Genomic DNA, 26844 nt, shown 5'->3' on the forward strand with positions numbered 1-26844 from the left:
CATAGAATTAAAAGTGAGTACTCACTCACTTAAAAGGGGAGAGGTGATTCTTTGAGTTTTATAAACGTAAAACATGTTTCTCATGCTTTTGGTAAAGAGAAAGTCCTCGAAGATATTAACTTAACAATAGAAGAAGGAAAGATATTTGGATTATTAGGTCCATCAGGGGCTGGAAAAACGACCTTAGTTAACATGATGGTTGGCATTCTTTCACCGGATCAAGGCGAGATTACGATTGATTCTACCAAGGTTCCATCGTTTGATTTGATGAACATCACTGGCTATATGGCTCAATCGGATGCCTTATATCAGGAGTTATCAGCGAAAGAGAATCTTGAGTTTATGGGGTCTATTTATGGCTTGAAGAAGTCAGAGCTTAAAGAGCGAATTCAGCATGTCATGAAGACCGTAAATTTATTACCACACTTGGATAAGCCGGTAGAACAATATTCAGGTGGGATGAAAAGACGATTATCATTAGCTGCAGCGTTATTACATCAGCCTAAATTGTTAATTTTAGATGAACCGACAGTAGGGATTGATCCAGTTTTAAGAAAAGAAATTTGGGAGGAGTTTCGAGAACTTCAACAACAAGGCATTACTATAATTGTAACGACTCATGTCATGGATGAAGCAGATAAATGTGATGAACTTGGATTATTAAGAGATGGTCAATTGATGGCGAAGGGTTCGCCTGGTGAACTAAAAGAACAGCATCATGCATCATCAATCGAAGAAGTTTTCCTAACAGTTGGGGGTGTGGAATCATGAGGGTAGCAGCAGTAGTTAAACGAATCGCGAAACAATTTAAAAGAGATAGACGCTCATTAGCTCTAATGATGATTGCGCCATTATTTGTGCTAACGCTTGTATGGCTTGTATTAGATGGCGACGATTATGAACCGAAAATGGGTTACAGCGAAATGCCTCAGCCTGTTATTGAACTTTTAGATGAAGAGACTCAGCACCTTGAACAATATAAAAAGGAAGAAGCCATTGATTTAATGAAGGATGGAGAGTTAGACGCTTTTATTTCTATAGAGGGTATGACACCTACAACCTTGCTTGAAGGTAGTGAACCTTCCGTTAACTCTGCGGTGATGAGAGTCATTCAGGAATCATTAAAGTCATTAAAAACAAATACTCAGATTGAAGAGCCAACCATTAATTATTTGTATGGCTCTGGAGATATGAATCTGTTTGACAGGGTGGGGCCTGTATTAATCGGATTTTTTGTATTTTTCTTCGTATTTATTTTAGGCGGGATTTCTTTCTTAAGAGAGCGAACTCAAGGTACCCTTGCGAAATTACTATCGACACCTATTAAACGCTGGGAATTAGTGACTGGGTATGTGGCTGGATTCGGTTTATTTACAATCATTCAGTCGGTTGTCATTGTTGCGTTTTCAATTTATGTACTCGACATGTACATGGTCGGTAATTTTGTAGAGTTATTAGTCGTGACAATTCTTTTAGCTATAACAGCCTTATCTTTAGCAACACTGCTATCATCATTTGCGAAAAATGAATTTCAGATCATGCAATTTATTCCGATTGTGATTATTCCACAAGTGTTCTTTGCCGGTATTTTTAACTTAGAAACATTAGACCGATGGATTCAAATTCTAAGTCAATTTATGCCTTTAACTTACGGGGCTGAAGCGTTACAACAAATGATGATTAAAGGGGCCCATATTTATGATGTGTGGTTTGAAATTATGATATTATTTGGGTTTGCGTTAGTTTTCTTTATACTTAATATAAGAGTATTAAAGAAGCACCGTTCACTATAAATAAGAGGTGTCCATTATGAATGAAAAAGATTTACTAGAAGAGTTAATTAAGGTCAGCGAAGAAGATTCATCATTAACGCCTAAACAAGCTAAAATACTACAAGCAGCGATTGAGACCTTTGCTGAAAAAGGGTATGCTTCAACGTCTACCAGCGAAATCGCAAATAAAGCAGGTGTGGCGGAAGGAACGATTTTCCGTCACTATAAAACGAAAAAGGACCTACTATTATCGATTGTATCTCCAGTTGTTACTAAGTTTGCGATACCGTTTTTTGCTGATCGATTTGTGCAAGATGTTTTTGAAAATAAAACTAACGAATCGTATGAAGAGCTGTTAAGAACATTATTAATGAATCGATTTGAATTTGTTAATCGAAATACAACGTTATTAAGAATATTACTTCAAGAGGTTAGCCTTCATAAAGAAATTCAAGAGTTATTTCAAAAGAATTTTCTTGAAAAAGTTTATCCAAAGTTTGTTGAAGTCATTGAAGAGTATCAAAACAAAGGTGAGATTTCAAAAGACATTCGAGTTGATACAGCGATACGGTTAATGATGACCACTTTAATTGGATTTATCATCACACGTTTTATCATCATGCCAGATGTAGAGTGGGATGATGAATATGAAATTGAACAGACCATCACATTTATACGTAAAGGGTTGCGTTAAGCCACTTTTTAGGAATGAAGACCATAATATATCATATGATTTGGTGTAGGTATAAAAATTCCTGGAAGGGTGGTCACTGATCAAGTTGAAAGGGTTTAATTTAAATGAGTTAAAGTGTTTAGAAGCATGGCATGAAGAGGACACACATGCTCGCTGGACAGTCAACATGGCCACGGCAGAAAACTTCCCTTTTTGGTCAGGCGTTAAATCTGATGATTTCTCGGTCGTTTATTTTGAATTGAATCAAGGAAATTACTTAGGTGAACATACAGACAGCGCTGAAGAAGTTGTACTTATTTTAGAAGGTGAAGCAGAAGTATCTATTGGCGAGGAACAAGTTGAAGCTAAGGCTGGCCAGGTTATTATCATTCCTGAAATGGTACCACATAAAATAAAAAACATTGGTACGGGGAAAGTGCGGTGCGTGGGAGTGTTTTCTAAAGATGATGTCACAAGTACGTTTACACACACGGTTTTACCGTTAAATGAGAGACAATTTTCATAATGATATTTAACCACATTTGATGAGAATGTGGTTGTTTTTTTGGAATCCCACTTTTATTGGACACTAATTAGTCTGTATTGGACACATCTTAAGAATATCGGTCACTAAAATTTCTGTATTGGCCACTAAAAATTAACTATCGGCCACTAATCTATAAAATCTTAGTAATTTTTCCTATCGGCATTATTTTCAATTACGTTATAATAAACATAGTAATCGGAGGGTGAAGCTATGGACAAATATTTAGTTTTTGTATATGGAACCTTAAGAAAAAATGAACGAAATCATCATTTATTAAAGGATGCTATGTTAATAGCTGAACATGGCTGGATTGATGGTAGATTAATAGACACGGGCAAGGATTTTCCTGCCTTAGTCATGGATTCTGATGAAAAGGTGTATGGAGAATGTTATGAAGTAGATTTTAGTACGCTTGCTAAAATTGATGAGCTTGAAGGGTATGTAGGTGACCCCAAACTTAATCACTATGATCGAGTTGAGGTTCAAGTCCAGACTGATTGTGGTGAGTATAAAGCATATACATATTTTTACCCTGAAGCGGCTTCCAATCCCGTGATCCCTTTTGGTGATTGGCGATTAAAAAAATTACTAGAACATGAAAATCTATTATATTTTGCATATGGATCGTGCATGGATCATGAACGTATTGAATTAGCTGGTATGCTTGATCAATTCGAAGCTGCTGGTTTAGGGATATTACCTGATCATGAATTGCGCTTCACAATCAGTGTAGAAGACGGTGGAAGAGCCGATATAGTAGAGTGTCACGGACATCAAGTCGAAGGTGTCGTCTACAAAATATCGGAACAAGCTTTAAATTACCTCTATCAACGAGAAGGTGCTCATACTGGTATGTACCGGCCAGCTGTCGTTGATGTGGAGATGGATGGCGAAACGGTACCGATGTTAACGTTTATCGTGATAGCTAAAATGGTAGAAGCGGCACCACCTGATCATTACATTAATGAGATCCTAAGAGGTGGAAGCGTATTTTTGACGAAAAAATATTTAACTTCACTGGATGAAAGAGTTAAACGGTTAAGGGCGGAGGAATAATGTTTTATACCTATATGTTAAGGTGTAACGATGGATCTTTATATACTGGATATGCAGTTAACCTGGAGCAAAGACTTTCGAAACACCAAGACGGAGTTGCATCAAAATACACACGCTGCAGGCTTCCGGTTAAGCTTGTTTATTATGAAACGTTTGAAACAAAATCGGAAGCGATGAAACGAGAAATTGCGATAAAAAAGTTAAGTAAAAAATTAAAAGAAGAATTAATCCTAACGACTGACTAAAGTAATTAGTACTTTAGTCAGTTTTTTATTTTTTTTAGTAATATATGGGTATTAACTTATAAAAATCGGGTAATTGTACACTAAATATATATATAAGGAGTTGAATTGCAGTAATGGATGCTATTGAAAAGTCTATTAATGATCTCATTGTACTATTTAATGATTATCTTTGGGGTTATATTTTAATTATTTTATTAATTTTTGCGGGTTTTTATTTTACTTTTTTTAGTAAGTTCTTGCAGTTTCGTTTATTTGGCGAAATGTTTAAAGTAATTGGAGAAGAAGCAGTTGAACAGAGTGGAAAAAGAGGGACGAACGCGTTTCAGGCGTTTAGTATAAGTATTGCTTCGCGTGTAGGAACAGGTAACCTTGCCGGGGTAGCGCTGGCAGTTGCAATCGGTGGCCCAGGTGCAGTCTTTTGGATGTGGATGATTGCCCTGATCGGTATGGCGACAGCTTTTATTGAAAGTACATTAGCTCAAGTTTATAAAGTGCCAGACCGGAATGGCTTCCGTGGTGGTCCAGCTTACTATATGGAACGCGCTCTTGGACAACGTTGGATGGGAGTTTTATTTTCCATATTAATTACGGTCACTTTCGGTTTAGTGTTTAATGCCGTACAAGCCAATACGATTTCAGGAGCCGTTGAGAAAGCGTTTAATATTAGTGACTGGATCACAGGTGTGGTACTGGTTCTTTTAGCTGCCATTATCATTTTTGGAGGTATCAAACGAATTGCAGTCGTATCAGGTACAATTGTACCGATTATGGCTACAATCTACATTGTCGTTGCACTTATTGTTGTCATTATGAATTTCTCAGCAGTCCCAGAGGTTTTCGGCTTAATCTTTAGTGAAGCATTTAACAGTTTAAATCAGTTATTCGGTGGTGCAATTGGTGCAGCCTTAATGCAGGGGATTAAACGTGGTCTATTCTCTAACGAAGCTGGTATGGGTAGTGCACCGAACGCGGCTGCAACAGCAGGGGTGAGTCACCCAGCCAAACAAGGTCTAGTACAATCATTAGCAGTGTTTTTCGACACGATTGTCATCTGTAGTTTAACAGCTTTTATTATAATACTGTATGGAGATTATTCGAGTAACACAGAAGAAGGTATTCAGCTGACACAATCAGCACTTAGTGCACAGCTTGGCGATTGGGCAACGATTTTCTTAGCTGTAACGATCTTCTTATTTGCCTTTAGCTCAGTCATTGGTAACTACTATTATGGCGAATCCAATATTGACTTTTTAAAGAACAATAAAACTTGGCGAATGGTTTATCGCATTGCTGTACTAGGTATGGTATTATTCGGTTCATTGGCTAAAATTGATGTCGTATGGAATATGGCTGACTTATTTATGGCACTGATGGCCATTGTGAACTTAATAGCCATATTATTATTAAGTAAAATTGCATTTGCTATATTAAATGACTACACCAGACAGAAGAAAGAAGGCAAAGACCCAACCTTCCACGTTGACAACTTCTCATGGTTGAAAAATGTTGAGTGGTGGGGCGCGCAGGATAAAAAGAAATAATAAATGCCAGAACCTGATCAATTTATTTGGTCAGGTTTTTTGATTTTATTAAAATTTAGGCAGTTTATTAAAAATTCTAAAAATTATATGGATAATTATGTTAAAATGGTATAGAATTATAAAGTTGGAGGGCATTAAAGTGACCAATGCAGTGAAAATGATCATTATAGGTGTGGTTGGGCTAAGTTTAGCGCTTATATTCCTAATCGCATGGTTTTATCCTCATACAAATATAAGTGTTGGGGATACCCAACCTGAATCTGTGAAAAGTGTCAGTTTACATTTAAATGATCTAAGAATTTTTAAAGATAAAATAGAACAGGACATGAAAGAAGCTGAAGATAATAACATCGTCTTCAAACTTGACCGAACTGATTATGTACTTGAACTGATAGATGAAAAACTATTAGCTCTTAAACCTGTACATATAAAGATAGACGATTTAGATAATATTTCATTTGAAGCAAGAATTGCAAGAAGGGTACTACAAAGCCTTGTTATGTATGAAGATTATACAAGTGAAGAGAGAAAATATTTAATGAGTAGTATAGAAAGTTTAGAGTTACTAGAGGACATTATTTATAATATTAAACTCGAAAGGTTAGAGTAAATTCATTTGTACATAAATAAAAACTTATAATACGGAAGGATTATACGAGAATGAGGTTATCCTTAATATTTATTTTCATATTTTTGTTATTAATCGGATGTGACTTAACAACTAATCACTCTAAAGAACCTAATAAACTAGGTGAGTTGTATGTCACAACAATAACGGATGCGAGCGACTGGAGCACAAAACCAAAGTTTTTAGCCATTACCAGAAGTAGTTTCGATGAGGTGGATGAGACTACTAAAGAATGGGTCCTTGCTAAACTTAATAACGAGTATGAAAATGTACATATTCTTGAGGAAGTCAAAGATGATGAAGATAAATTCGAATTTAAAAAAATACGCGGTAAAGAAGTAATAGTTAAGGTCAATAATGGCATGATTATTGATGTTGAAATAGAACAATATAGCGAAAGCGAAGCACGAGTTAGAGTGGCAGCAAAACGAGGGATCAATGTAGGAATTATTCCTGAATATGAAGCGGTGTATAATGACGGCGAGTGGCAGCTAGATAAAAAAGTTCAGGCTGAAATATAAATTTAAGAGTATAAGAGGTGTTTTTATGATTAGTTTAATAATCTTGCTTCCATTAGTATCCGCTTTGATTGGTTTATATTTTATTACTTTGGGGCTTTGGGATTTAAGAGAAGGTGTTAATCGCAATCAATATATAAAATACATGTTCACGGGTTTGTTTTTATTGATTATACTAACGCCAATGCTTTGGTTTTTTGGTAGTACCCTATTTGTAAGTATGTAATTATGTTTCGTACATTTAATAAGTAAAAAGGAAGAGTCCTATGCAGAAAAAACTATCCGTCTTATTAATAATCTTCTTACTAGCAGGTTGTATAGGTAACAAAACTTACACCTGGGAAATTGATGGTGTAAAAGATCATGTGATTTACGTGAATTGCTCAAAGGAGCTGAATAAGACTGACAATGATTTTGGAGTGGAGTGTCCTATTGAAGTTACTGATAGTACTAACTTGATTGACGAAAATGGAAATGAGTTTACCATTAAAGATCTAAATAAAGGAAATAAAGTGAAAGTAACATTAACTTCTTCGTTAGAGATTAAAACTAAAGGAAATTATAAAGCAACCAAGATCATCCTATTAAAATAATATTTTGGTGGTTTTGATAAAATAAAGTAGTATTACTGCGCACATCACACTACATTTATGTGCATTAATTAAGGAGTGTAAAATGAATACTTTTAGGGGTCTTATTTCTACTGTTATCATCTTAATGTTTGTTTCTATTTATCTACCAAATACAAGTTATGCTTGCACCTGCGAAGAACCTGGTACAGTTCAGGAAGAAATGAATCAAAGTTCTGCTGTTTTCTCTGGAAAAGTAATTGAAAAATATGATGAGAATAAAGATAAAAAAACTATATCTTCCAATGATCCTATTGCTTTTGTTTTTGAAGTTAAAGAATCTTGGAAGGGAATTAATCAAACACAGGTGGTTGTAAGTACTGCAAGATATTCAGGGAGCTGTGGGTATGAGTTTGCTTTAAACAACAATTACTTAGTTTATGCACAAGAGCGAAATGGTGAGCTTGAAGTTAATTTATGCTCCAGGACGACGGTTTTACCGTATGCTGACCAAGATCTTGAGGAACTGGGAAAAGGTAAAAAGCCCACAGAACAGGTAACTATCAATTTAAAAGGTGAGACACCATCAGAACCGGAAACAACCAAACTAAAAGGCACATCAAAAACAGATAATCATCAGGTAACTATATACATAATAAGTGCTTTACTGGTTTTGGGATTAGTTTATCTAACTTTAATAAGACTTAAGAAATAATAAAATTCTTGCTAATGAACGGAGAAATTTAAAATGATCTTCGACAAACAAAACAAAGCTATAACTACGGAAAGACTAGTACTCAGATTGTTCCAAAAGTCCGATGCAGAAGAAGTGACCAGGCTTTGTAACAACTATAACATTTATAAAAATACATTGTACCTTCCATTTCCATATACAATCAATGATGCTTTATCTTGGATTGATACTCATCTTGATAATTTTGATAACAATAAGTTATATGAATTTGCTATTACTGATAAGAAAAATGGTACATTACTTGGAGCGATCGCGTTATCTAATAAACAACAATTTGATCATGGTGAAATCGCTTATTGGGTTGGTGAAGAGTTTTGGGGCAATGGATATGCGACAGAGGCAGCTCAAGCCATAATAAAATTCGCATTTGAAGAAAAGAAATACCATAAAGTATTTGCTCGATATTTCAATTCAAATCCTGCTTCAGGGAGAGTTTTACAAAAGATAGGGATGAAGCAGGAAGGATTAATGATTGACCATGTGAAGAAAGAGGATAACTATGAAGATCTAGTATATTATGGAGTTATTAATCAATTAAAATAATCCAAAAATTAAAGCACCGCGCATTGCGGTGCTTTTGTCGTTTATAAGCTTAAACTACTGTTTGGTCGTCAGTTTCAATCCACTTATCTGACCATGATTGAATTTGTTTCAGAATAGGTTCAAGTGCTTTACCTTTCTCTGTTAAGGTATATTCAATTCTTACTGGTGTCTCATCAAAAACGGTCCGCTTGACGATTCCTTCTTTCTCTAAGTCCTTTAGTCTCTCAGATAATACACGTCCACTGATTCCAATCCCTGATTCAATATTGCAAAAACGTTGTGAACCATTTAAAAGTTGAAAAACAATTAAAGCAGTCCAACGTTTATTTAGTATAGATAATGCTTTTTCAAATTTTGGGCAAATATTAGTATCCACCATGCGATTCACCTCTTTGATTACATTATAACTAATAATTCATCAATTTAAAACAAAAAATTACTTGACGTAATTAAATAATAATTATATACTTACTTACATAAAGTAAGTTAATTATTTTTAAGGAGGAATTTAAATTATGGCAAACGTACAATTAGATAAAGTCCATAGTGCAATTAATTTTACAGTGAAACACATGATGGTTTCGAAGGCGAAAGGTGAATTCCAAGACTTTGACGTGGATTTCCAAGGAGATATCAATAATCTTGAAGATTCAAAAGTAAAAGTTACTGTTGATGTGAATTCAATCGAAACAAATAATGAAGACCGAAATGGTCATTTAAAATCTGGAGATTTCTTTGATGCAGAGAATCATCCACATATTGTTTTTGAAAGTACCTCGGTTAGAAAATTAAGCGAATCTTCTTTTGAAGTAACAGGTGATTTAACAATTCGCGGAACAACAAACCAGGAAACTTTCAAAGTTGAATTTAATGGTATGGCGAAGGATCCAATGGGCGGTAACATGGTCGCTGGTTTTGATGTGGAAGGCAGTTTGAATCGTGAAGATTACGGCTTAACATGGAACGCAGCACTTGAAACTGGCGGCGTATTAATTGGTAAAGAGGTTAATTTAACTGCTGGATTAGAGTTTGTTGTAGAAGAATAAAAGAAAAATGAAAAAAACTATTAAATAGTTCAGTTTTGGAGTACAAGAGTTAAAATTGTACCCTTAACTGGACTATTTTTTATTTAGAAAAATTAATATAAATCAACGAGTTCAAAGAATAATTAGTATTTTATGGTAAAATAAAACAAATTGCAGTTTTATGAAATAGTGAATATATAATTGTGAATTTTAGTTGTATTGGGGAATTTTATGAAAATGAAATTTATTTTATCTATGGTGTTTGTTTTTGTTTTTAGTTTCATGGGGTGTGAACAATATAAAGATAATGACAAAAAATTAACATTACAAGAAGAAATAAGAGAAGTTATGACTAAGAATGATGCTGATATAAATCAAATAATTGAATATACCATAGAAGGCAATTACATGTTTGTCATATATGAAGATATCAACTTAGGTCTAAATATAGTGTTGTTAGAGTACACAAAAGATGGATTTAAATGGATTGATGGAATGGGAGCGCAAGGACCGTCCTTTGCATATGGGGGTCAAGGCTATCCTATTCTCAAGTATGTTAATCCTTATGAGAATGATGTGAAGCAAGTTAAAATTTTTGGTAAGTCTGCAAAGAAAGTGACTTATTATTACAAGTCGATTGATGGCATCTCAATAGACAAGAGTTTTTGGTTTTTAACTATCTCGCCGGAATCAGAACATTATTCTGATGCTCTAGGAGGAGTGGAAATTATTAAAGAGGATTAGTTCTTTTAATTTCGTTAATTCACTGAGGTGGCTTTATTCGATAAAATATATTTGTTTTGAAACTTAAAGGGTGGAAATATGAAGAAAACAATTTTAACTATCGTGCTTTCAACATTAATTCTTACACTGACAGGGTGTAAATATATAGAAGAAAAACAAGCAGAAGGTATTATTGAAGACTATTATCAAGCTATTATAGATGAAAATTATGAAAAAGCGTTTAAACAATTGCACCTTTATGATTATGATGCTGAAACAGAACAGAGGAAAGTAAGTTAGCTCAAGGAACAACATTATCCGGTGAAGAAGCAAAAGAGTTTTATTTAAAGAAGGTAGCAGTCCTGAAAAAACAAAATTATAAATTAAAAGACTTTGAGATTGGTGAAGTGGAATATGCAGATGGACATACATTCTGGCATCATATAAATCTTCAAGTAGAACTGAATGGGCAAGTATTTGAATGGACTGAAACTACTGAGCTTTATAAAGATAAATTATTAATAGGTGGAAGAGACGACAAATATTTGAAGTTTCGGGATGGAAAAATGAACTTTAATCTTGCTAAAGAAGAAAAGGACATATCATGTAATCCTCCAGAGACGGAAAAAGGCGATTTCATAATAGATAAAGGAATCAATTATAATCCTCAAATTTTAGTAGCGAATGATATTATTAGAGAAGATGTAGACTCAAAAACACCGATTGAATTTATAAAAGAGGATGCAGACTTAATGTGGTATACATTGGAAGATAAAGATCTGTATGAGGATCTTACCATTGGAGAAAAAGTTATTGTGAAAATGAAGACTTTTAAAGAGGATGGAGAAAAAGTGGGCTATATTAGTCAATCTGATCCACCACAGGCAAATGCAAGCAAAGTTATAAGGTGCGACAAATAGTCTAGGTATAAGATGAATTATTCCTAAAAGTGGTTAATGAAATTTCTGTGAAATATGTTACACTTACCCTCAGAATTGATTTTTAAATAATCGTATTCTGGTATTATGAATCTATCAAAATTACATAGAATAGGTATACAACAAAGGTTAGGGGTAATTTCAATGGCTTATCTGTATTTTCTATACTTAACAGTCGGAGTTATATTAGGAACATTGTTATTTGGTCTTCCATTCGGTTCTATCATAGGTGGTTTGATTGGATATCTCGGTGCAGCTACTCAGTCAAATCGTAAGAAAATCGAGGATTTAAATCGCAAAAAGATAGAAGAATTAGAAAAAGAAATTAATGAAATAAAAAGAAATATAAGCTAATCTCATGTTTTAATTTTGGCACATTAGCAAGAAAAGACGATCAATAGAATGGTCGTCTTTTTATTTTTGTGAAAAATGCTTGGAATATTATGTTAATATTAAGGTTAATCACTTAAAATTAATCTTATCACCATATTTAAAAATAAAGGACGGATCCTATGAAGGAACGAATTTTATACTGGATACTTTTCATTTTGCTACTAGTAGTAGTTTCGTATATTTATATGTATTGATTTAAGTACATCCTACCCGCGGGGTGGCAATCAGGTGTCTTCGGTACTATTACGGTTATTTTCATTTACTTACTAGTCCTTATTCCATTAACCGCCTATATATCAGAGAAACTAATCGTATTTTCCGTAAGTAAAGGTTGGATTCTGACTACATTGGTGATTGCTATTCCAGTTATCATGATCTCTCTCAACATATATAACGAATATAGAGAGAAAGGTTTAGGTGAGGTCATTGAATATGACACATCAGATGTTGAAGAATTGGTGTTTTATGAGGGACATCCACCGTACAACTGGAAAACTGATGAAGTGGAGCACGCAGATGCGTTAAAAGAGTTTTTGAGTCAATATCGAGTTAAAAAGATGAGTGATGATGAATGGAATACTAATGTTTCAAAAGAAAAAGGGTTTCAAGTTACAATCTACTTAGAAGATAAAATTATTATGTCTACTATTTATGAAAATCGTTTAATGGTATTAGGAAGCTCCTCTGGGTCTATTTTCAAGGTTACCAATGGACCAATTGATGTTGAGTGGGTCGAAAATTACTTGAAGAAACATCGTAATTAAAATGTACATACTGTTTTGGTGAACTAGTGGGGTGTTATTTTGAAAATCTTTTTTAAGTTTCTTTCTTCATTATTCTTAGGTTTAGCACTAGTACTGTTTATTAGTCCTATTGTGTTATATTGGTTTATTCGCGGGGATCACGCCAGGTATATGTGGATTATCAATGGACCCTATCCTTTTAGTCATTTTGGAAGTGGACCGTTTCAACTTTGGATGGGGATAGGTTTAATATTTAGTAGTGTTATATGTGCCGTATTTTCATTCGTGTTTTATATCATTTCTAAAAAAATTAGTGGACAATAAGCTACTACACTAAAAATAGTTAAGGCTTGAAGCATTCTTCTAAACTAGGAATGCTTTTTTATTTGCGAAAATTTTTGTCGATAAAAAAATAATACTTATCAATAATTATTTATTGTAAAACGATAAAAATATGTTATTATGAAAATACATTAATTAAGTGAGGTGCTTTTAATGAAACGGGGATCAACATTGTTTTTAAAGATAGTTTTGTTTTTAATTGGAATACCGGTTCTTGCTTTTTGCATACTTGTGGTACCTAATATTGCGGAATTTGCTACGGAGTTGTATCCAGATATGGGGCTTATTAATTATTATGTTTTTGCTGTTTTTTATGCCACAGCTATTCCTTTTTACTTTGCTCTGTATCAATCCTTCCAACTTTTAAATTATATTGATAGGAATGAAGCTTTCTCAGAGTTGTCGGTAGAGGCCTTAAAGAAGATAAAATATAGTGCTGGTATATTTAGTATTTTGTATGTGATCGGCATGCCACTTTTTTACCTGGTGGGTGAAAAGGACGACGCTCCTGGAGTCATTTTATTAGGAATGATCTTGGTTTTCGCATCTATGGTAATTGCGGTCTTTGCTGCTGTTTTGGAAAAACTTTTAAAAGAAGCGATAAATATAAAATCAGAAAATGACTTAACGGTCTGAGGTGATAAACATGTCAATCATAATCAATATTGATGTAATGTTGGCTAAGCGTAAAATGAGCGTCACAGAACTTTCGGAGAGGGTTGGCATCACAATGGCAAACTTGTCTATTTTGAAAAATGGAAAAGCAAAAGCGATCCGAATATCAACTTTAAATGAGATCTGTAAGGCTTTAGATTGTCAGCCTGGAGACATTTTAGAATATACAAACGAGGACGAGGAAAATTAATGACTCACTTATATTGAAGTGGATGAATTGAAGGAGACGATCAACTTGTTATTGAAAAATGTTTCTAATTCTTATAACTTATTACTATCTTTAGCAGCTTTTTATACAGGAATAAATATACTAACAGGTACCGGAGTTTTTTCTGAGTTTCCACAAGAATGGGTAGGTAAAATACCTTTTAATAGCTGGGAAAGTATAGCCATATTTGGAATATTAATATTTGGATTTGGGAATGCGATTGCAGCTATTTATGGATTTATAAAGAAAGGTCGAAAAATATTTATAATGACCTTAATTATGGGAGTCTTATTTCTATCATGTATGGTGTTACAAATTATTTTATTGGATGAAGTGTTCTTAGCAACAGTACAATTTATATTAGCTAGTTCACTCCAATTATTTCTTGGGTTAGTTGGTTTAGTTAAAACCAGATTAATTTCTAACTAAATAGAAAAGAAATAGGTGGAAAGGTCATGTTAAAAATAGCATTAACACTAGTATCCATACCATTAATCATCACTCATCTTTTCATTCTTTACTTTTGGATTTTTGATTGGCGACAATTAGTTACTGATGTTGGTTTAATTGTCTGGGTGGGTTCTATTAAATTTGGCATATTGCTTTATCTTGTATTTCGAATATATATTAAAACTGAAAAGATCACTATACTTAATCAAAAACTAATATTCGCTACAACTTTCTTGACTATTTTATTAGCCTTTTTTGCATTAATAATAGAATTTATCACCAGCTCTATGCCCTGAACGGAGGTAATAATGAATATTAATAAGAGACGATCTTCATTTTTCATTTGGCTTTCACTTACCATTATTTTTAGTCCTCTATTAATATATTTGTTTATTCCTAAATTCTTGGGTGATGAGCAACAATATTTCACATTTGAAGATATAGAAGTTGCTGAACAAAAAATTGGCGATATCAAAACGCCAGTAATGCCAGAACGCTATGAGATTAAAAAAATAACTTATGATCATGACGGTTTTACTTACCCAGTCACAAAAATATTTTACGAAAAAGGAAATCATAAAATTACGTTTATGATTGCATCATCATGGTTTAATAATCTTATCTTCCATCTCAAAAACTTGAAAACGATACAATATCTGAAATGTTCTGGATTTCAAAAGATAAGAAGTACATCTTAAAATGGAGAAACTCCAAAAAGGATGCATATAAATATTTGTTTACGCGAAATGAAGAAGATAAAGAATGGTTAATTTCTATCGCAGAGAATTATTAAGTAGATAGAGTGTTAATTAAATAGGGTTAATTGCATATTAAAAGACACTTAGATTTAAAATCCAAGTGCCTATAAGTCCATTAACTCATATCGTGCTTATCGCATGCCTCTTTCTTCTAACAAATTAATCAGTACATCTGGTCGATCTGTAATAATCCCATCAACACCGGCATCAACTAATTCTCTCATTTTGTCAGAATCGTTAATAGTCCAGTAGTGTACATCCATGCCTAAACGATGAGCTCCCTCAATAACATCGTCTTCAAAGAATTGAAAGTACTTGTTTTTAAGTGGCAGTTGAAGGGCATGGCCTGTTGGACGAAACAGGTTTCTCACAAATAATTTATGAGTAATCACAAAGTTAAAAGCTGATTGTTCTCCGGTACCTAAGGCAACTCTACCTTTAGCCAGTTTATTGAATCGATCAATAATTTCCTGGTCGAAGGATGCCACCATCACTTTGTCTTCCATTTCATATTCTCGAATGAGCTCCCATAGTTTTTCGGCAATCATATCATATTTTTCGGGTGGGTTAGAGTGTTTGATTTCTAACATGTATTTCATATTAGGATAACGGTCAAACACTTCTCTTAAGGTTGGTTTATAAACTCCCAGTCCTCTAAATGAATACTCGCCATTAGTATCAAGAAAATGAAAACCTGCATCTAGCATTTGGAATTCTTCCAAAGTAAATTCAGCTACTAATCCTGTGCCATCGGTTGTACGATCGACTGACGGGTCGTGCATGAGCACAAGGTGGTCATCTTTAGTGATATGAATGTCCACTTCAATAATATCAACACCAAGTTCTGCGGACCGTTCAATAGCTGTCATTGTATTTCCAGGCGCAATTAAATCACCGGCACGATGGGCTATGACAAGCGGACCTTCATTCTCATTTTCTAAGAATTCCAGCTGCACCACATTGGGTTGTGGTTTTATATATAATAACCAAAAGAAGAATGTATATATAATGACTATTACGATTAATATTTTGATGATTTTTCGTTTCATCTAGTTCACTCCATGGAGCATAGCTATTTTATTAGATTTATACCTTTTATCACAATGATTATAACATTTTTAGTGTATTTTTTTTCATGTTTCGTGATTTGGTACTTCTTAAATGGTAAGATATATTTTAAAGATTCATTTAAGGAAGGGGCCATGAAGATGCAAGAACAAGTTATTCAATATCTAAAAGACAATCGAGAAAAACACTTAGGTCAATTAAAAGATTTTTTAGCTATACCTAGTATTAGTGCTTTATCCGAACATCATGATGATGTTGTAAAGGCTGCTGAGTGGGTAAAAGATGATTTATTAAATATTGGCTTTGAGGAAGCTGAAGTGATGCCAAGTGATGGAAAGCCAGTCGTTTATGGTGAAGTAATCAAAAATCCAGGTGCTCCTACGGTATTAATTTATGGACACTATGATGTTCAGCCTGTAGATCCTGTAGAATTATGGGATTCTGAGCCTTTTGAAGCAACTATTCGTGATAATAAATTATATGCGCGTGGGGCGACGGATGACAAGGGTCAAGTGTTCATGCATATGAAAGTGATGGAAGCTGTGTTAAATTCAGTGGACACACCTCCAGTTAACTTCAAAGTTTTAATTGAAGGGGAAGAAGAAATCGGAAGTCCAACATTACCTAAATTCTGTGAAGAACATGAAGATATGCTGGAAGCTGATTTAATCGTTGTGTCTGACTCTGCTTTAATTGAAAAAGGTAAACCAACAATTACATATGGTTTACGTGGTTTAGCAGGTATTCAAATAGACGTTAAAGGTGCTAAAGGTGACCTTCACTCTGGTGAATATGGTGGAGGCGTCATGAATCCAATCCATTCGTTAGTAAAAATCCTGGATTCTTTCCGTGATGAAAACTATCGTGTGCTCGTAGACGGATTTTATGATCGTATACCTGAATTGTCAGAGGAGGAGCGTGAGGCATTAGCTGCCGTTCCTTTTGATGAAGAAAAACTGCGCCAAGACCTCGGTGTAACTGAATTGGATGGGGAAGAGGGCTACTCTTACGTTGAGCGTACGTCGGTTAGACCAACACTTGAGATAAATGGAATCTACGGCGGCTTCCAAGGTGAAGGGATCAAAACGGTCTTACCTTCAGAAGCAGCTGCGAAAATTACGTGTCGTTTGGTTCCGGACCAGAACCCAGATGAGATTGTGGAATTACTCACGAAGCATGTTGAGAAAAACAAACCTAAAGGTGTAGAAGTAACTGTAACACCGTTTGATAAAGGGAAGCCTTATGTCACACCATTTGATCACCCGGTCATTCAGACGGCTGCAAAAGCTTATGAAAAAGTTTATAACGAAGAGACGGCTTATATCCGTGGTGGAGGTTCAATCCCAATCGTAGCTGAGCTGGATCGAATTTTACAAGTTCCAGTTGTACTTATGGGATTCGGCCTGCCAGATGAAAATCTTCATGCACCGAATGAACACTTCCATTTAGAAAACTTTGATAAAGGAATGGAAACACTTGTACATTACTGGTTCATGCTGGAAGATGTAAAATAAGTCAAAAGGATCAGAGACTGCTAAAAATTTTTTAGCAGTCTTTTTTAGCTTAAGAAAAATTTTCCTATTGTTTTTCGACATTTACCCCCCATAAAAATAAAACCCTTAACGAATGATTATGATAAATAAAACGCCAAACAAAAGTCATTAATTTAAACTTAAATGAGGTGATTATGTTGAGGTTAGAGGTAGTTGAAAAAGAGTCCGGTAAGGTTTTTATGAAAAGTTACTATGATAGTTTCTCCTCTCTTAATTTAGCCATAAGGAAATATAAGCGGGATTACGGCTCCACTAATTTTGAGTTTAAAATTAGTGCTCTAGATGAGAGTGATTATGAGAAAACGATTGGAACTAAATAAACTATCTTCAACTATGGATCATCTTCATTTAGACTCGTTAGGCTATTAAGAATAAAAAAGTGTTAATCCTATTAAGGGTTAACATTTTTTTATGTATTGACGCTTTATAAACTTAAATTTTTTAAAAAAGTTGAATTATATCTTCAGCGAAAAGCGAAAGGAGGCGACTCCTGCGGGAACAGCGCGAGCCGAAAATCACGCAAAACGAACGAAAGTGAGTTTTGGGAAGTTGAGGCCGTGCCCGCGGAAGCGTCCGCCTGTAGCGATTCGTAGAATCATAAATTCATAATGCACAAGAATCTATAGTATTTTTAGTAAATCTTTGTAAATGGTTAAAACTAACTTTAAGAATAAACAAAGAAGTGATATTAGTGATTAAAAAGTTTATCTTAAAGTTTAAAGAAAGTGTCTGGGTTATTCCTGTTGCTATATGCTTATTTGCTACATTACTGACCATTCTTGTCATTTTAATTGATTACGGCTACCTAGAGGAAATCCATGATTGGATTCCAGAAGTCCTATTTACAAATGCTGAATTAGGCAAGGACATTCTAGGCGTTATTGCAGGCGCATTATTAACGATGACCACTATTACCTTTTCCACCATTATGATTGTGTTAACAACCTATTCTTCTCAATTTTCACCGCGTACCCTTCAAAATTTTATAACGGATAAACGCACATTGACTGTACTAGGTGTATTTATGGGTGGATTTTTATATTCCATTATTAGTTTATTGTTTCTTCATATTGAACACCCATCGGAAGATATTTTGTCTGCGGCTTTCTCGGTTGCTTTATCTTTGATTTGTTTAGGATTTTTTGCATTTTTTATTCAACATGTAGCGACTTTTATACAAGTGTCCAATTTAATTACAAGTATCACTGAAGAGGCTAATCGGAACTTATATAAATTCCATAAAAAAGTTGAGGAATCAGATTATATCGTTGAAGATGAAGAAGTACAAATTCCTAGTGATTACGAGTATGTATCTAAACTTGTCAGTCCCAGTTATGGTTACTTGCAGATTATCGATTACGAAATTCTTTTGGATTTAGCCCGAGAACACGACTTTATTGTGGGTGTGACGAATGAGATTGGAGCTTTTGTTGTTGAGACGAGTGTGATTGCAAAGGTTTATAAAAAGGAAGAAAAGGAATTACCAAAAGACATTCAAGAGGCTTTCACGATCGGTAATGAACGAAACGCGAGTGAAGATGTACAGTACACGATTCAAAAATTAGAGGAAATCGCATTAAGGGCAATATCGAGCGGAATTAATGATCCGCATACAGCAATAGATTGTATTCAGCATTTAGGAAAAATTTTACTACTTATTTCTAAATATCATAAAGAGCACCTGGTATATAAAGACATTAATTTACCTAGAGTGATAACGAAGCAACGACAGTTAAGAGATATTTTTTATCAGTCTTTTTATCAAGTAATTGATTGCATGGATGAAGATGTTTCTATTTTATTCGTAACCATGGATACATTGATTTTAATCGGTGAAGAAAGTGATGAAATCGTTCGATCAATCATCAGAGAGCTTTATTTGTATTTAAAAGCGAACTTTGATATAAGTCAGTTAAAACCATTAGATTGCCGATATTTTGATGAAAAAGAACAGAGACTTATGCAAATCTAGACAAAAATTCTAAATTTTCTAAATTGACTGTAATCCACTCTCATCATTATAATAATATTATAGTCATGTCTGATGGTATAGGTGATGAGAATGGGAATTTTAATGGAACAAGTTGTTGATTTAAATATCATGGAAGATGCCAATGTCATTACAGGGCATGAACACTTAAAAGATACAACTGTTGAGTGGGTATCAGTCATGGAAGTTCCTGTTGAGAACTTTGTACGGAAACATGAGTTTGTCTTAACCACAGGAATTGGGTGTACGGATGATCCCATTCTATTTGAAAAGTTTGTTAAAGATGTCATTCATTCTGGTGCTTCTGCTTTAACGGTAGCAACAGGAAGGCATATATTAGACGTACCTGATCGTGTGACTGAATTGGCAGAAAGTTATAATTTTATATTAATAGAAATTCCTTGGAAAGTCCGTTTTTCAGATATCATACAAGAAGTGATTGATGCGATTAATCAAGAGAATGAGTGGGAACGCCTGCAGGCAGAAGAACTCCGACAGCGCCTTACGTCTTGCGTGTTGAGTGGTGGTTCTTTACAGGATATTTTATCATTGTTACATCAACGGATTAAGATTCCAGTAGCTATTAGTGATCAAAGACAAATGATTCGTGCAAATTTTGACTTTGATTCTGAAGTAATTAATGTGTTGAATGGACACGCAGACGGAAAGATTGAAAAATTAGATGAACCTGAAGTCCCATTAGATGAGCATCCACTTTATCATCACCTTGATCAATATGTAGTTAATGATCAAACGTGTTATGAGTTAAGTATCTTTTCTAATGATAAAAAGCAGGGTTATTTATTATTTAATCCAAATGATACGAAAGATTTATCATGGTTCACGATGAATGCATTAGAGCATGGTTTAACCGCATGTGCCTTATATTTTTTAACTGAAAACGCAATTGAAACGACGGAAATTCGATTAAAGGATAACTTTCTTTTAGATTTAGCAAAAGAAAAACAAGAACTGACGACAAAAATTATCTCAAAAGGTGAATTATTAGGTTACGACTTAACCAAATCCTATGCATGTATGGTGGGAGATTTTAAGTCAAAGAACATGGAGGAGCATGAAAATGAAAGGTCCGTGCAATCCTCGCTTCATAGCTTGAACTATTATGTTCAAAAAGAGATTACTCACGCCAGTCAACAGCTTCAACGTGTGACGATGTCGACCTTTGATGAAGGTGAGGTCATTATTTTTATTGAAACAGATGATTTTGCTTATCAAGAGAATGTGAATCATTTTTTGGATATGGTTGAGCGTCGGCTGCATGATCAGTTAACTCATCTTGACCTTGCCTGGGGGATTGGTTTTCATAGAGGGAGTGGCAATGTTTTCTATGAAAGCTACCAGCAGGCCCGAACAGCATTAGACATTCACACTAGACAAAACGGGTTTGGCGAGCGGACTTTTTTTGAAGAAACACGGGTTAACAGAATTCTTATGTTAATGACTAAAGAAGATGAAGTCGTTAAACAAGTTCAGGAACTTTTACAGCCATTGATTGAATATGATCACAAAAGAAACACTGATCTGATACAAACATTTTTGACTTATCAAAAATTTAAAGGAAATGTCAGTCAGACAGCACGCGCATTGAATCTGCACCGGCAGTCTCTACTTTACCGGTTACGTAATATTGAAAAATTAACACAGCTATCTTTAGTCGATGCTGATGATTCGTTTTTATTGGAATTTAGCGTCAGACTATGGATGCTTAATAAGTTTAAGGACTAAACCTAATTAGGTTTAGTCCTTTTTAATTTAGCTTTATGAGCAAAAACATTTAGTGTTACATGGTGAAGTGCTCGCGAATTTTTGGTATCCACTCGCCGTTATAGATAAAACACTCGCCACTTTGGGTGAATCACTCGTCGTTTTAACCTCTAACTCTTAAGTAGTCATCCCTTTTTATCCAAATTGTATAAAACATCACTACAAAACTTCATACACTTTGAACATTACATCAAAGCGCGTCAATTCGTACAATAGAAATAAGGAATCTAAAAATTCAGTCAATAAATGAAGGGAGGATTTTGAATGTTAGATTTTGATATTTTAGAGTATCAACAACGATTAGAGAAAACAAAGATAAGCATGGCTAATCAGGGTGTAGAGGTTTTGCTTATTACAGATCCCGCTAACATGAATTATTTATCAGGTTATGATGCTTGGTCATTTTATGTTCATCAGATGTTAATTGTGATTATTGATGAACCGCAGCCAATATGGATTGGGCGTTATATGGATGCATCGGGGGCAAAGGCTAAGACCTGGATGTATGACGAGAATGTTATGGCTTATCCAGACTTTTACGTGCAATCAGATGAATATCATCCCATGCAATTTATTGCTGAAATTTTAGAACAGATCGGCCAAGGTAATCGAGTTATTGGAGTGGAAAAAGAGCAGTACTACTTTACTGCTAAATCTTATGAAGTGTTAAAAGAAAAGCTTCCAAATGCATCGTTTAAAGATGCGAGTCTTTTAGTTAATTGGGTTCGAATTATAAAGTCGAGTCAAGAAATTGAATATATGCGACGGGCTGCACAAATTGCTGAACGCGCCATGAATGCTGGATTGAAAAGCATTCACACTAGCGCCAGAGAATGTGATGCAGCTGCGAATATCTTTTTTGAATTAGTGAGGGGCACGGAAGAATACGGTGGTGATTATCCGGCAATCGTCCCGATGTTACCGACTGGAGAAAATACTTCGACACCCCATTTAACGTGGAGTGATCAGTATTTTAAAGAAGATAATTCAGTCATCATTGAGTTAGCAGGTTGTTATAAACGTTATCATTGTCCTTTAGCACGCACAGCACATATTGGTCAACCATCAGAAAAACTTGACCGATTAGCTGGCATTGTAGCTGAAGGGATAGACAATGTCATGTCGATTGTTAAGCCAGGTGTTGCTTTAGAAGAACTGGAGCATGAGTGGCGAAAATCAACTAGAAAATACGGTATTGAAAAGGAATCAAGGCTAGGTTATTCTATGGGGCTTAATTATCCACCTGATTGGGGTGAGCATACCGCAAGCATCCGTAGAGGTGACCAAACGATATTAGAACCAAATATGACATTCCATTTCATTCCTGGTATTTGGTTGGATTATTACGGACTGGAGATGAGTGAGTCATTTCGGGTGACTGAATCAGGTGTTGAAATGTTTACCGATTATCCGAGAGAATTACTCATTCAAAGCCCTTATCAATTACCGAACGACAGCAATGGAATTATTAGTTAAGGGGGAGATTTTATGATGGATACAAGAATGGGAACAAAAGCTTTATGGGCAGGAGAGAAAGAACAGTTAGTTCATGGTGCTACGCAAGTACCTGTCGTACACAGCGTATCATTTGGTTATGACGATATGGATGAATGGTATGAAGTAGCTGTTGGAAATAAGAAGGGTCATATTTACGGTCGAAATACAAACCCGACTGTTGAAGCGTTTGAAGATAAGGTAAAGATTTTAGAAGGTGCTGAAGCGGCCACAAGCTTTTCGACAGGGATGGCAGCGATTAGTAACACATTAGGGACGTTTTTATTTCCGGGAGATCGGATTGTATCAATTAAAGACACTTACGGTGGCACGAACAAAATTTTTACTGAATTCTTACCAAAGCAACACATTGAAGTGGAGCTTTGTGAAACTGGCGATCATGAATTGTTAGAAGAGGAAGTCGCTAAAGGGTGTAAGGTTCTTTATTTAGAAACACCGACTAATCCTACAGTGAAAATTACAGATATTGAGCGCATGGTGAAAGCTGGTCATGATGCGGGTGCGATTGTCATTATCGATAATACGTTTGCTACACCAATCAATCAAAATCCAATTGAATTAGGTGTTGATTTAGTTATTCACAGCGCGACGAAATTCTTAGGAGGCCATGCCGATGCATTAGGCGGCGTCGTTTGTGGCAGGGAGGATTTAGTTGACCAGATTTATCATTATAGAGAAATCAATGGAGCAACTTTAGATCCCATGGCTGCTTATCTTTTATTAAGAGGCATGAAAACGCTTCACTTAAGAATCGAACGTCAAAATTCGAACGCTCAAAGGGTAGCAGAGTATTTACAAACAGTCGACTGGGTGGATGATGTTTTCTATCCAGGTCTGGAAAATCACCCTGGTCATGACATTGCGAAAAAACAAATGCGTGGATTTGGTGGGATGTTAAGCTTTTCCGTTAAAGGTGGAGTGGATACAGTCAGACATCTATTACCGGAGCTAAAATATGCGAATCGAGCAGCGAACTTAGGTGCAGTTGAAACGATTGTTGGACCTTCTCGAACTACGAGTCATGTTGAGTGTACACCAGAAGAGCGTGCTGCTATGGGAATTCCTGAAGGGTTAATTCGATACTCAGCTGGTATTGAAGATATAGAAGACTTAATTCAAGACCTTGAGCAAGCTTTTGCGAAATTACCAGATGGATTACTCGCAAAAGGGTAAAGGAGGAGAAACCATGAATATAGCATTTATTGGTTTTGGTGGTGTAGGTCAGGCACTGGCTGACATATTGCATGAACGTAAGGAGCTGTTAAAACAAGAATACGGATTAGATACGAATGTGGTAGCTGTATCTGATGTTATGAAAGGGGCAGTATACGACCCAAAAGGGTTAGATATACCCCATTTACTCGAAACCGCTAGAGAACACGGCAGTGTAGAAGGCTATGAACATGCGCAAGAATATGGCTGGGATAGTTTACAGACGATAAAGGAGTCAAATGCTGACTTAATTGTTGAAGTGACATTTACCGATGTAAAAACAGGCCAGCCTGCCATAGATCATTGTGTTGCAGCTTTTGAAAATGGGAAAAGCGTAGTGACAACTAATAAAGGCCCAATAGCATTAAAACTCGACGAATTACAGAAGTTAGCCAATGACAATAACTGCTTCTTAGGATTTGAAGGCACAGTTATGAGTGGTACACCAGCATTAAGACTTCCGAAAACTACGTTAATGGGGAACGAAATCGAAGAAGTAGTGGGCATTTTAAATGGAACGACAAATTATATCTTAACGGAAATGGAAAAAGGCTTGTCTTTCGATGATGCGTTACAGCAAGCGCAAGAATTTGGGTATGCAGAAGCAGACCCTACAAGTGATGTGGAAGGGTATGACGTCAGGTATAAAACGGCAATTTTATCACGTTATATTATGAATGAACCTATCGATGCGCTCGAAATTCCATGTCAGGGGATCAGTCATATTACACAAGAAATGATTCAAGAAGCACTAGAATACGGGCAACGGTGGAAACTGCTTGCACGTGTTAAGAAGACAGCAGAAGGAATAGAAGCTGTTGTTCAACCTGAAAGAGTAAATATAGAACACCCACTTGCAGGCGTCCAAGGCGCAACTAACGCCATTCTTTATGAATGTGATTTATCTGGTCCAATCATGTTAACAGGTGCCGGTGCTGGACTTAAAGAAACGGGTTTTGCATTATTAATTGACATTATTCACGGACATCAAGCCAATCATAAAAATTCTTATATAGCGAGGTGAAATATATGAAACAATTACAAGTTAGAGCTGAAAAGATGTTGCTAGCCGGTAAATGGGTTAATGCCTCACAGACATTTGGAGTTTACGACCCTCAGGATAATCGATTGATTGCTCATGTGCCCTTATCAACGAAAGAAGATATGAAGAAGGCAATTGATGAGGCTGAAAAAGCTTTTAAAAAGAATAAAGATTGGCCAACACATGAACGGATTAATGTTTTGAAAAAAGCTGTGGAGTATATGAAAGAGAACCAAGAACTTTATGCTCAGACGATAGCGACTGAAGGAAGTAAAACGATAACTGAAGCTCGTGGTGAAGTTAAGCGTGCAATGCAGACGTTAGAGATTAGTGCTGAAGAGGCTAGGCGATTAAAGGGCGAAACGATTAATTTTGATCAAAATGAAGGCAGTGAAAATCGCGTCGGTTATTATTATCGATTTCCTATTGGTGTGATCGGAGCCATAACACCTTTTAATGATCCACTTAATTTGGTAGCTCATAAAGTAGGGCCGGCAATCGCAGTTGGGAATGCCATTGTTGTAAAGCCAGCTTCAGTCACACCTCTTAGTGCTTTATTATTAGCTGATGCTTTTGAAGCGGCTGGTTTACCTGAAGGTTTGTTAAGCGTCATTACTGGTTCTGGCAGAGAACTTGGTGAAACGTTAGTGACTCACCCGGCAATTAAAATGGTCTCATTTACTGGTGGGTTAGATGCAGGTAAAACAGTCGCTGAACAAGCCGGAATAAAACACATTGGTATGGAACTTGGGTCTAATTCACCTGCAATTGTCTTAAATGATTGTGATCTTGATGAGGCAGTCACTTCAAGTGTAGGTGGTGCATTTGGAGCAGTTGGTCAAAACTGTATAGGGGTCCAAAGAATTTATGTTCAAAATGACGTTTATGAAGACTTTACAAAGAAAATGGTCATGCAAACCAAAGCTTTAAAGGTTGGCGATAAATTATTAGAAGAGACGGATGTTGGACCTTTAATTACTGAAAAAGAAGCGATGAGGGTAGAAAAGTGGGTCAAAGAAGCGGTTGAAGAAGGGGCTGAACTGCTTACTGGTGGTTCTCGTGATGGTGCTTTTTATGAACCTACAATTTTAGCAAATGTGCCAGATCAGGCGACAATCATTAAAGAAGAAATATTCGGTCCTGTGGTGTTGGTCTTCCCGGTTGACTCTTTAGAAGAAGCGGTTGAGAAATCTAACGATGTTAATTATGGGTTGCAGGCTGGTATTTTTACTAAGAACCTGGATCATGCTTTTTATGCTATTCATAACTTACATTGTGGTGGAGTCATGGTTAATGATACAAGCGATTACCGAATTGATGAAATGCCATTCGGTGGTGTGAAAAATTCTGGTTTAGGCCGAGAAGGTGTAAAATTTTCAATCGAGTCCATGACTGAACCTAAAGTCGTATCAATTAAATTATAAAATGGCGAGTTACCTCTGGCCAAACGGCGAATGATGAACTTCTGTCAATAAAATGGACATTTTTCACCCTTAGTTTGGCGAACCTATTTTTCTTCCGCACGACGTTGAAAACGTCGCTTGGAGGCCCTGCCATGAAACAATCGTTTTGGAAAAA

34 protein-coding genes are annotated in these 26844 nt (G+C 35.5%); 32 read left to right on the forward strand and 2 right to left on the reverse strand.

Annotated elements, in window-relative coordinates; genetic code table 11:
* Positions 1–51: 51 nt before the first annotated feature.
* The 13 genes from E3U55_RS14500 to E3U55_RS14560 all read left to right on the forward strand — a co-directional run bounded on the left by E3U55_RS14500 (position 52) and on the right by E3U55_RS14560 (position 8846).
* Complete coding sequence (locus E3U55_RS14500; RefSeq protein WP_134341202.1) at positions 52–771, forward strand: ABC transporter ATP-binding protein; 720 nt, start codon at positions 52–54, stop codon at positions 769–771.
* Complete coding sequence (locus E3U55_RS14505; RefSeq protein WP_134341203.1) at positions 768–1793, forward strand: ABC transporter permease; 1026 nt, start codon at positions 768–770, stop codon at positions 1791–1793. The genes E3U55_RS14500 and E3U55_RS14505 overlap by 4 nt, the downstream gene beginning before the upstream one ends.
* A gap of 16 nt (positions 1794–1809) precedes the next feature.
* The gene (locus tag E3U55_RS14510) at positions 1810–2466 is read left to right on the forward strand and encodes a TetR/AcrR family transcriptional regulator (protein ID WP_134341204.1); all 657 of its coding nucleotides are present in this window, start codon (positions 1810–1812) and stop codon (positions 2464–2466) included.
* A gap of 85 nt (positions 2467–2551) precedes the next feature.
* Positions 2552–2971: a cupin domain-containing protein gene (locus E3U55_RS14515; protein WP_134341205.1), complete on the forward strand. Its 420-nt coding sequence runs from the start codon at positions 2552–2554 to the stop codon at positions 2969–2971.
* Between the two features lie 231 nt (positions 2972–3202).
* Positions 3203–4048, forward strand: coding sequence for a gamma-glutamylcyclotransferase (locus tag E3U55_RS14520; protein WP_134341206.1), 846 nt, complete (start codon positions 3203–3205; stop codon positions 4046–4048).
* Positions 4048–4293 (forward strand): GIY-YIG nuclease family protein, encoded by a 246-nt coding sequence (locus E3U55_RS14525; RefSeq protein WP_134341207.1) that lies wholly within the window; start codon positions 4048–4050, stop codon positions 4291–4293. The genes E3U55_RS14520 and E3U55_RS14525 overlap by 1 nt, the downstream gene beginning before the upstream one ends.
* Before the next feature lie 113 nt (positions 4294–4406).
* Complete coding sequence (locus E3U55_RS14530) at positions 4407–5834, forward strand: alanine/glycine:cation symporter family protein (RefSeq protein WP_134341208.1); 1428 nt, start codon at positions 4407–4409, stop codon at positions 5832–5834.
* A 139-nt stretch (positions 5835–5973) separates the two neighbouring features.
* On the forward strand, positions 5974–6444 hold the full coding sequence (locus E3U55_RS14535) for a hypothetical protein (RefSeq protein ID WP_134341209.1): 471 nt from the start codon (positions 5974–5976) through the stop codon (positions 6442–6444).
* A gap of 50 nt (positions 6445–6494) precedes the next feature.
* Complete coding sequence (locus tag E3U55_RS14540; RefSeq protein ID WP_134341210.1) at positions 6495–6983, forward strand: hypothetical protein; 489 nt, start codon at positions 6495–6497, stop codon at positions 6981–6983.
* 25 nt (positions 6984–7008) lie between these two features.
* Positions 7009–7206, forward strand: a complete 198-nt coding sequence (locus E3U55_RS14545; RefSeq protein WP_134341211.1) for a hypothetical protein — start codon at positions 7009–7011, stop codon at positions 7204–7206.
* Positions 7207–7246: 40 nt separating this feature from the next.
* Positions 7247–7573 carry a hypothetical protein gene (locus E3U55_RS14550; RefSeq protein WP_134341212.1) on the forward strand — a complete coding sequence of 109 codons (327 nt, stop codon included), beginning with the start codon at positions 7247–7249 and terminating at the stop codon, positions 7571–7573.
* An 82-nt stretch (positions 7574–7655) separates the two neighbouring features.
* Positions 7656–8264, forward strand: coding sequence for a hypothetical protein (locus tag E3U55_RS14555; RefSeq protein ID WP_134341213.1), 609 nt, complete (start codon positions 7656–7658; stop codon positions 8262–8264).
* Between the two features lie 33 nt (positions 8265–8297).
* On the forward strand, positions 8298–8846 hold the full coding sequence (locus E3U55_RS14560) for a GNAT family N-acetyltransferase (RefSeq protein ID WP_134341214.1): 549 nt from the start codon (positions 8298–8300) through the stop codon (positions 8844–8846).
* A 49-nt stretch (positions 8847–8895) separates the two neighbouring features.
* Here the strand turns inward: E3U55_RS14560 and E3U55_RS14565 are convergent, their stop codons facing one another.
* Complete coding sequence (locus E3U55_RS14565) at positions 8896–9225, reverse strand: winged helix-turn-helix transcriptional regulator (protein WP_134341215.1); 330 nt, start codon at positions 9223–9225, stop codon at positions 8896–8898.
* 136 nt (positions 9226–9361) lie between these two features.
* Between E3U55_RS14565 and E3U55_RS14570 the strand changes: the two genes are divergently transcribed.
* From E3U55_RS14570 to E3U55_RS14625, 11 genes are all read left to right on the forward strand, one after another.
* A complete protein-coding gene (locus E3U55_RS14570; RefSeq protein ID WP_134341216.1) occupies positions 9362–9892 on the forward strand; it encodes a YceI family protein in 531 nt (176 codons plus the stop codon).
* Positions 9893–10102: 210 nt separating this feature from the next.
* On the forward strand, positions 10103–10615 hold the full coding sequence (locus E3U55_RS14575) for a hypothetical protein (protein ID WP_134341217.1): 513 nt from the start codon (positions 10103–10105) through the stop codon (positions 10613–10615).
* A gap of 78 nt (positions 10616–10693) precedes the next feature.
* Positions 10694–10894 carry a hypothetical protein gene (locus E3U55_RS14580; RefSeq protein WP_134341218.1) on the forward strand — a complete coding sequence of 67 codons (201 nt, stop codon included), beginning with the start codon at positions 10694–10696 and terminating at the stop codon, positions 10892–10894.
* Positions 10895–11001: 107 nt separating this feature from the next.
* A complete protein-coding gene (locus E3U55_RS14585; protein WP_134341219.1) occupies positions 11002–11514 on the forward strand; it encodes a hypothetical protein in 513 nt (170 codons plus the stop codon).
* 162 nt (positions 11515–11676) lie between these two features.
* Positions 11677–11886: a hypothetical protein gene (locus E3U55_RS14590; protein WP_134341220.1), complete on the forward strand. Its 210-nt coding sequence runs from the start codon at positions 11677–11679 to the stop codon at positions 11884–11886.
* 386 nt (positions 11887–12272) lie between these two features.
* Positions 12273–12689: a hypothetical protein gene (locus tag E3U55_RS14595; protein ID WP_134341221.1), complete on the forward strand. Its 417-nt coding sequence runs from the start codon at positions 12273–12275 to the stop codon at positions 12687–12689.
* Between the two features lie 474 nt (positions 12690–13163).
* Complete coding sequence (locus E3U55_RS14605) at positions 13164–13646, forward strand: DUF2975 domain-containing protein (RefSeq protein WP_134341222.1); 483 nt, start codon at positions 13164–13166, stop codon at positions 13644–13646.
* A 10-nt stretch (positions 13647–13656) separates the two neighbouring features.
* Positions 13657–13875, forward strand: coding sequence for a helix-turn-helix domain-containing protein (locus E3U55_RS14610; RefSeq protein ID WP_134341223.1), 219 nt, complete (start codon positions 13657–13659; stop codon positions 13873–13875).
* A 45-nt stretch (positions 13876–13920) separates the two neighbouring features.
* A complete protein-coding gene (locus E3U55_RS14615) occupies positions 13921–14322 on the forward strand; it encodes a hypothetical protein (RefSeq protein WP_134341224.1) in 402 nt (133 codons plus the stop codon).
* A 26-nt stretch (positions 14323–14348) separates the two neighbouring features.
* Positions 14349–14639: a hypothetical protein gene (locus E3U55_RS14620; protein ID WP_134341225.1), complete on the forward strand. Its 291-nt coding sequence runs from the start codon at positions 14349–14351 to the stop codon at positions 14637–14639.
* A 12-nt stretch (positions 14640–14651) separates the two neighbouring features.
* Entirely contained in the window at positions 14652–15041 is a 390-nt protein-coding gene (locus tag E3U55_RS14625; RefSeq protein WP_134341226.1) for a hypothetical protein, read from the forward strand.
* Between the two features lie 191 nt (positions 15042–15232).
* Here the strand turns inward: E3U55_RS14625 and E3U55_RS14630 are convergent, their stop codons facing one another.
* Positions 15233–16150 carry a glycerophosphodiester phosphodiesterase gene (locus tag E3U55_RS14630; protein WP_134341227.1) on the reverse strand — a complete coding sequence of 306 codons (918 nt, stop codon included), beginning with the start codon at positions 16148–16150 and terminating at the stop codon, positions 15233–15235.
* 159 nt (positions 16151–16309) lie between these two features.
* On the opposite strand from E3U55_RS14630, the gene E3U55_RS14635 reads away from it, so the two are divergent.
* From E3U55_RS14635 to E3U55_RS14670, 8 genes are all read left to right on the forward strand, one after another.
* Complete coding sequence (locus tag E3U55_RS14635) at positions 16310–17683, forward strand: dipeptidase (protein ID WP_407644121.1); 1374 nt, start codon at positions 16310–16312, stop codon at positions 17681–17683.
* A gap of 176 nt (positions 17684–17859) precedes the next feature.
* The gene (locus tag E3U55_RS14640) at positions 17860–18042 is read left to right on the forward strand and encodes a hypothetical protein (protein WP_134341229.1); all 183 of its coding nucleotides are present in this window, start codon (positions 17860–17862) and stop codon (positions 18040–18042) included.
* Between the two features lie 371 nt (positions 18043–18413).
* Complete coding sequence (locus tag E3U55_RS14645; RefSeq protein WP_194840938.1) at positions 18414–19694, forward strand: DUF2254 domain-containing protein; 1281 nt, start codon at positions 18414–18416, stop codon at positions 19692–19694.
* A 90-nt stretch (positions 19695–19784) separates the two neighbouring features.
* Entirely contained in the window at positions 19785–21458 is a 1674-nt protein-coding gene (locus E3U55_RS14650; RefSeq protein ID WP_134341231.1) for a PucR family transcriptional regulator, read from the forward strand.
* Positions 21459–21761: 303 nt separating this feature from the next.
* Positions 21762–22973, forward strand: a complete 1212-nt coding sequence (locus E3U55_RS14655) for a M24 family metallopeptidase (RefSeq protein WP_134341232.1) — start codon at positions 21762–21764, stop codon at positions 22971–22973.
* Positions 22974–22985: 12 nt separating this feature from the next.
* Positions 22986–24185 (forward strand): cystathionine gamma-synthase family protein, encoded by a 1200-nt coding sequence (locus E3U55_RS14660; RefSeq protein ID WP_134341233.1) that lies wholly within the window; start codon positions 22986–22988, stop codon positions 24183–24185.
* A 13-nt stretch (positions 24186–24198) separates the two neighbouring features.
* Entirely contained in the window at positions 24199–25248 is a 1050-nt protein-coding gene (locus tag E3U55_RS14665; RefSeq protein WP_134341234.1) for a homoserine dehydrogenase, read from the forward strand.
* Positions 25249–25253: 5 nt separating this feature from the next.
* Positions 25254–26690: an aldehyde dehydrogenase family protein gene (locus E3U55_RS14670; protein ID WP_228547584.1), complete on the forward strand. Its 1437-nt coding sequence runs from the start codon at positions 25254–25256 to the stop codon at positions 26688–26690.
* Positions 26691–26844 lie beyond the last annotated feature (154 nt).

The sequence above is a fragment of the Filobacillus milosensis genome, from assembly GCF_004402015.1.
Classification (GTDB): Bacteria; Bacillota; Bacilli; order Bacillales; family Alkalibacillaceae; genus Filobacillus; species Filobacillus milosensis.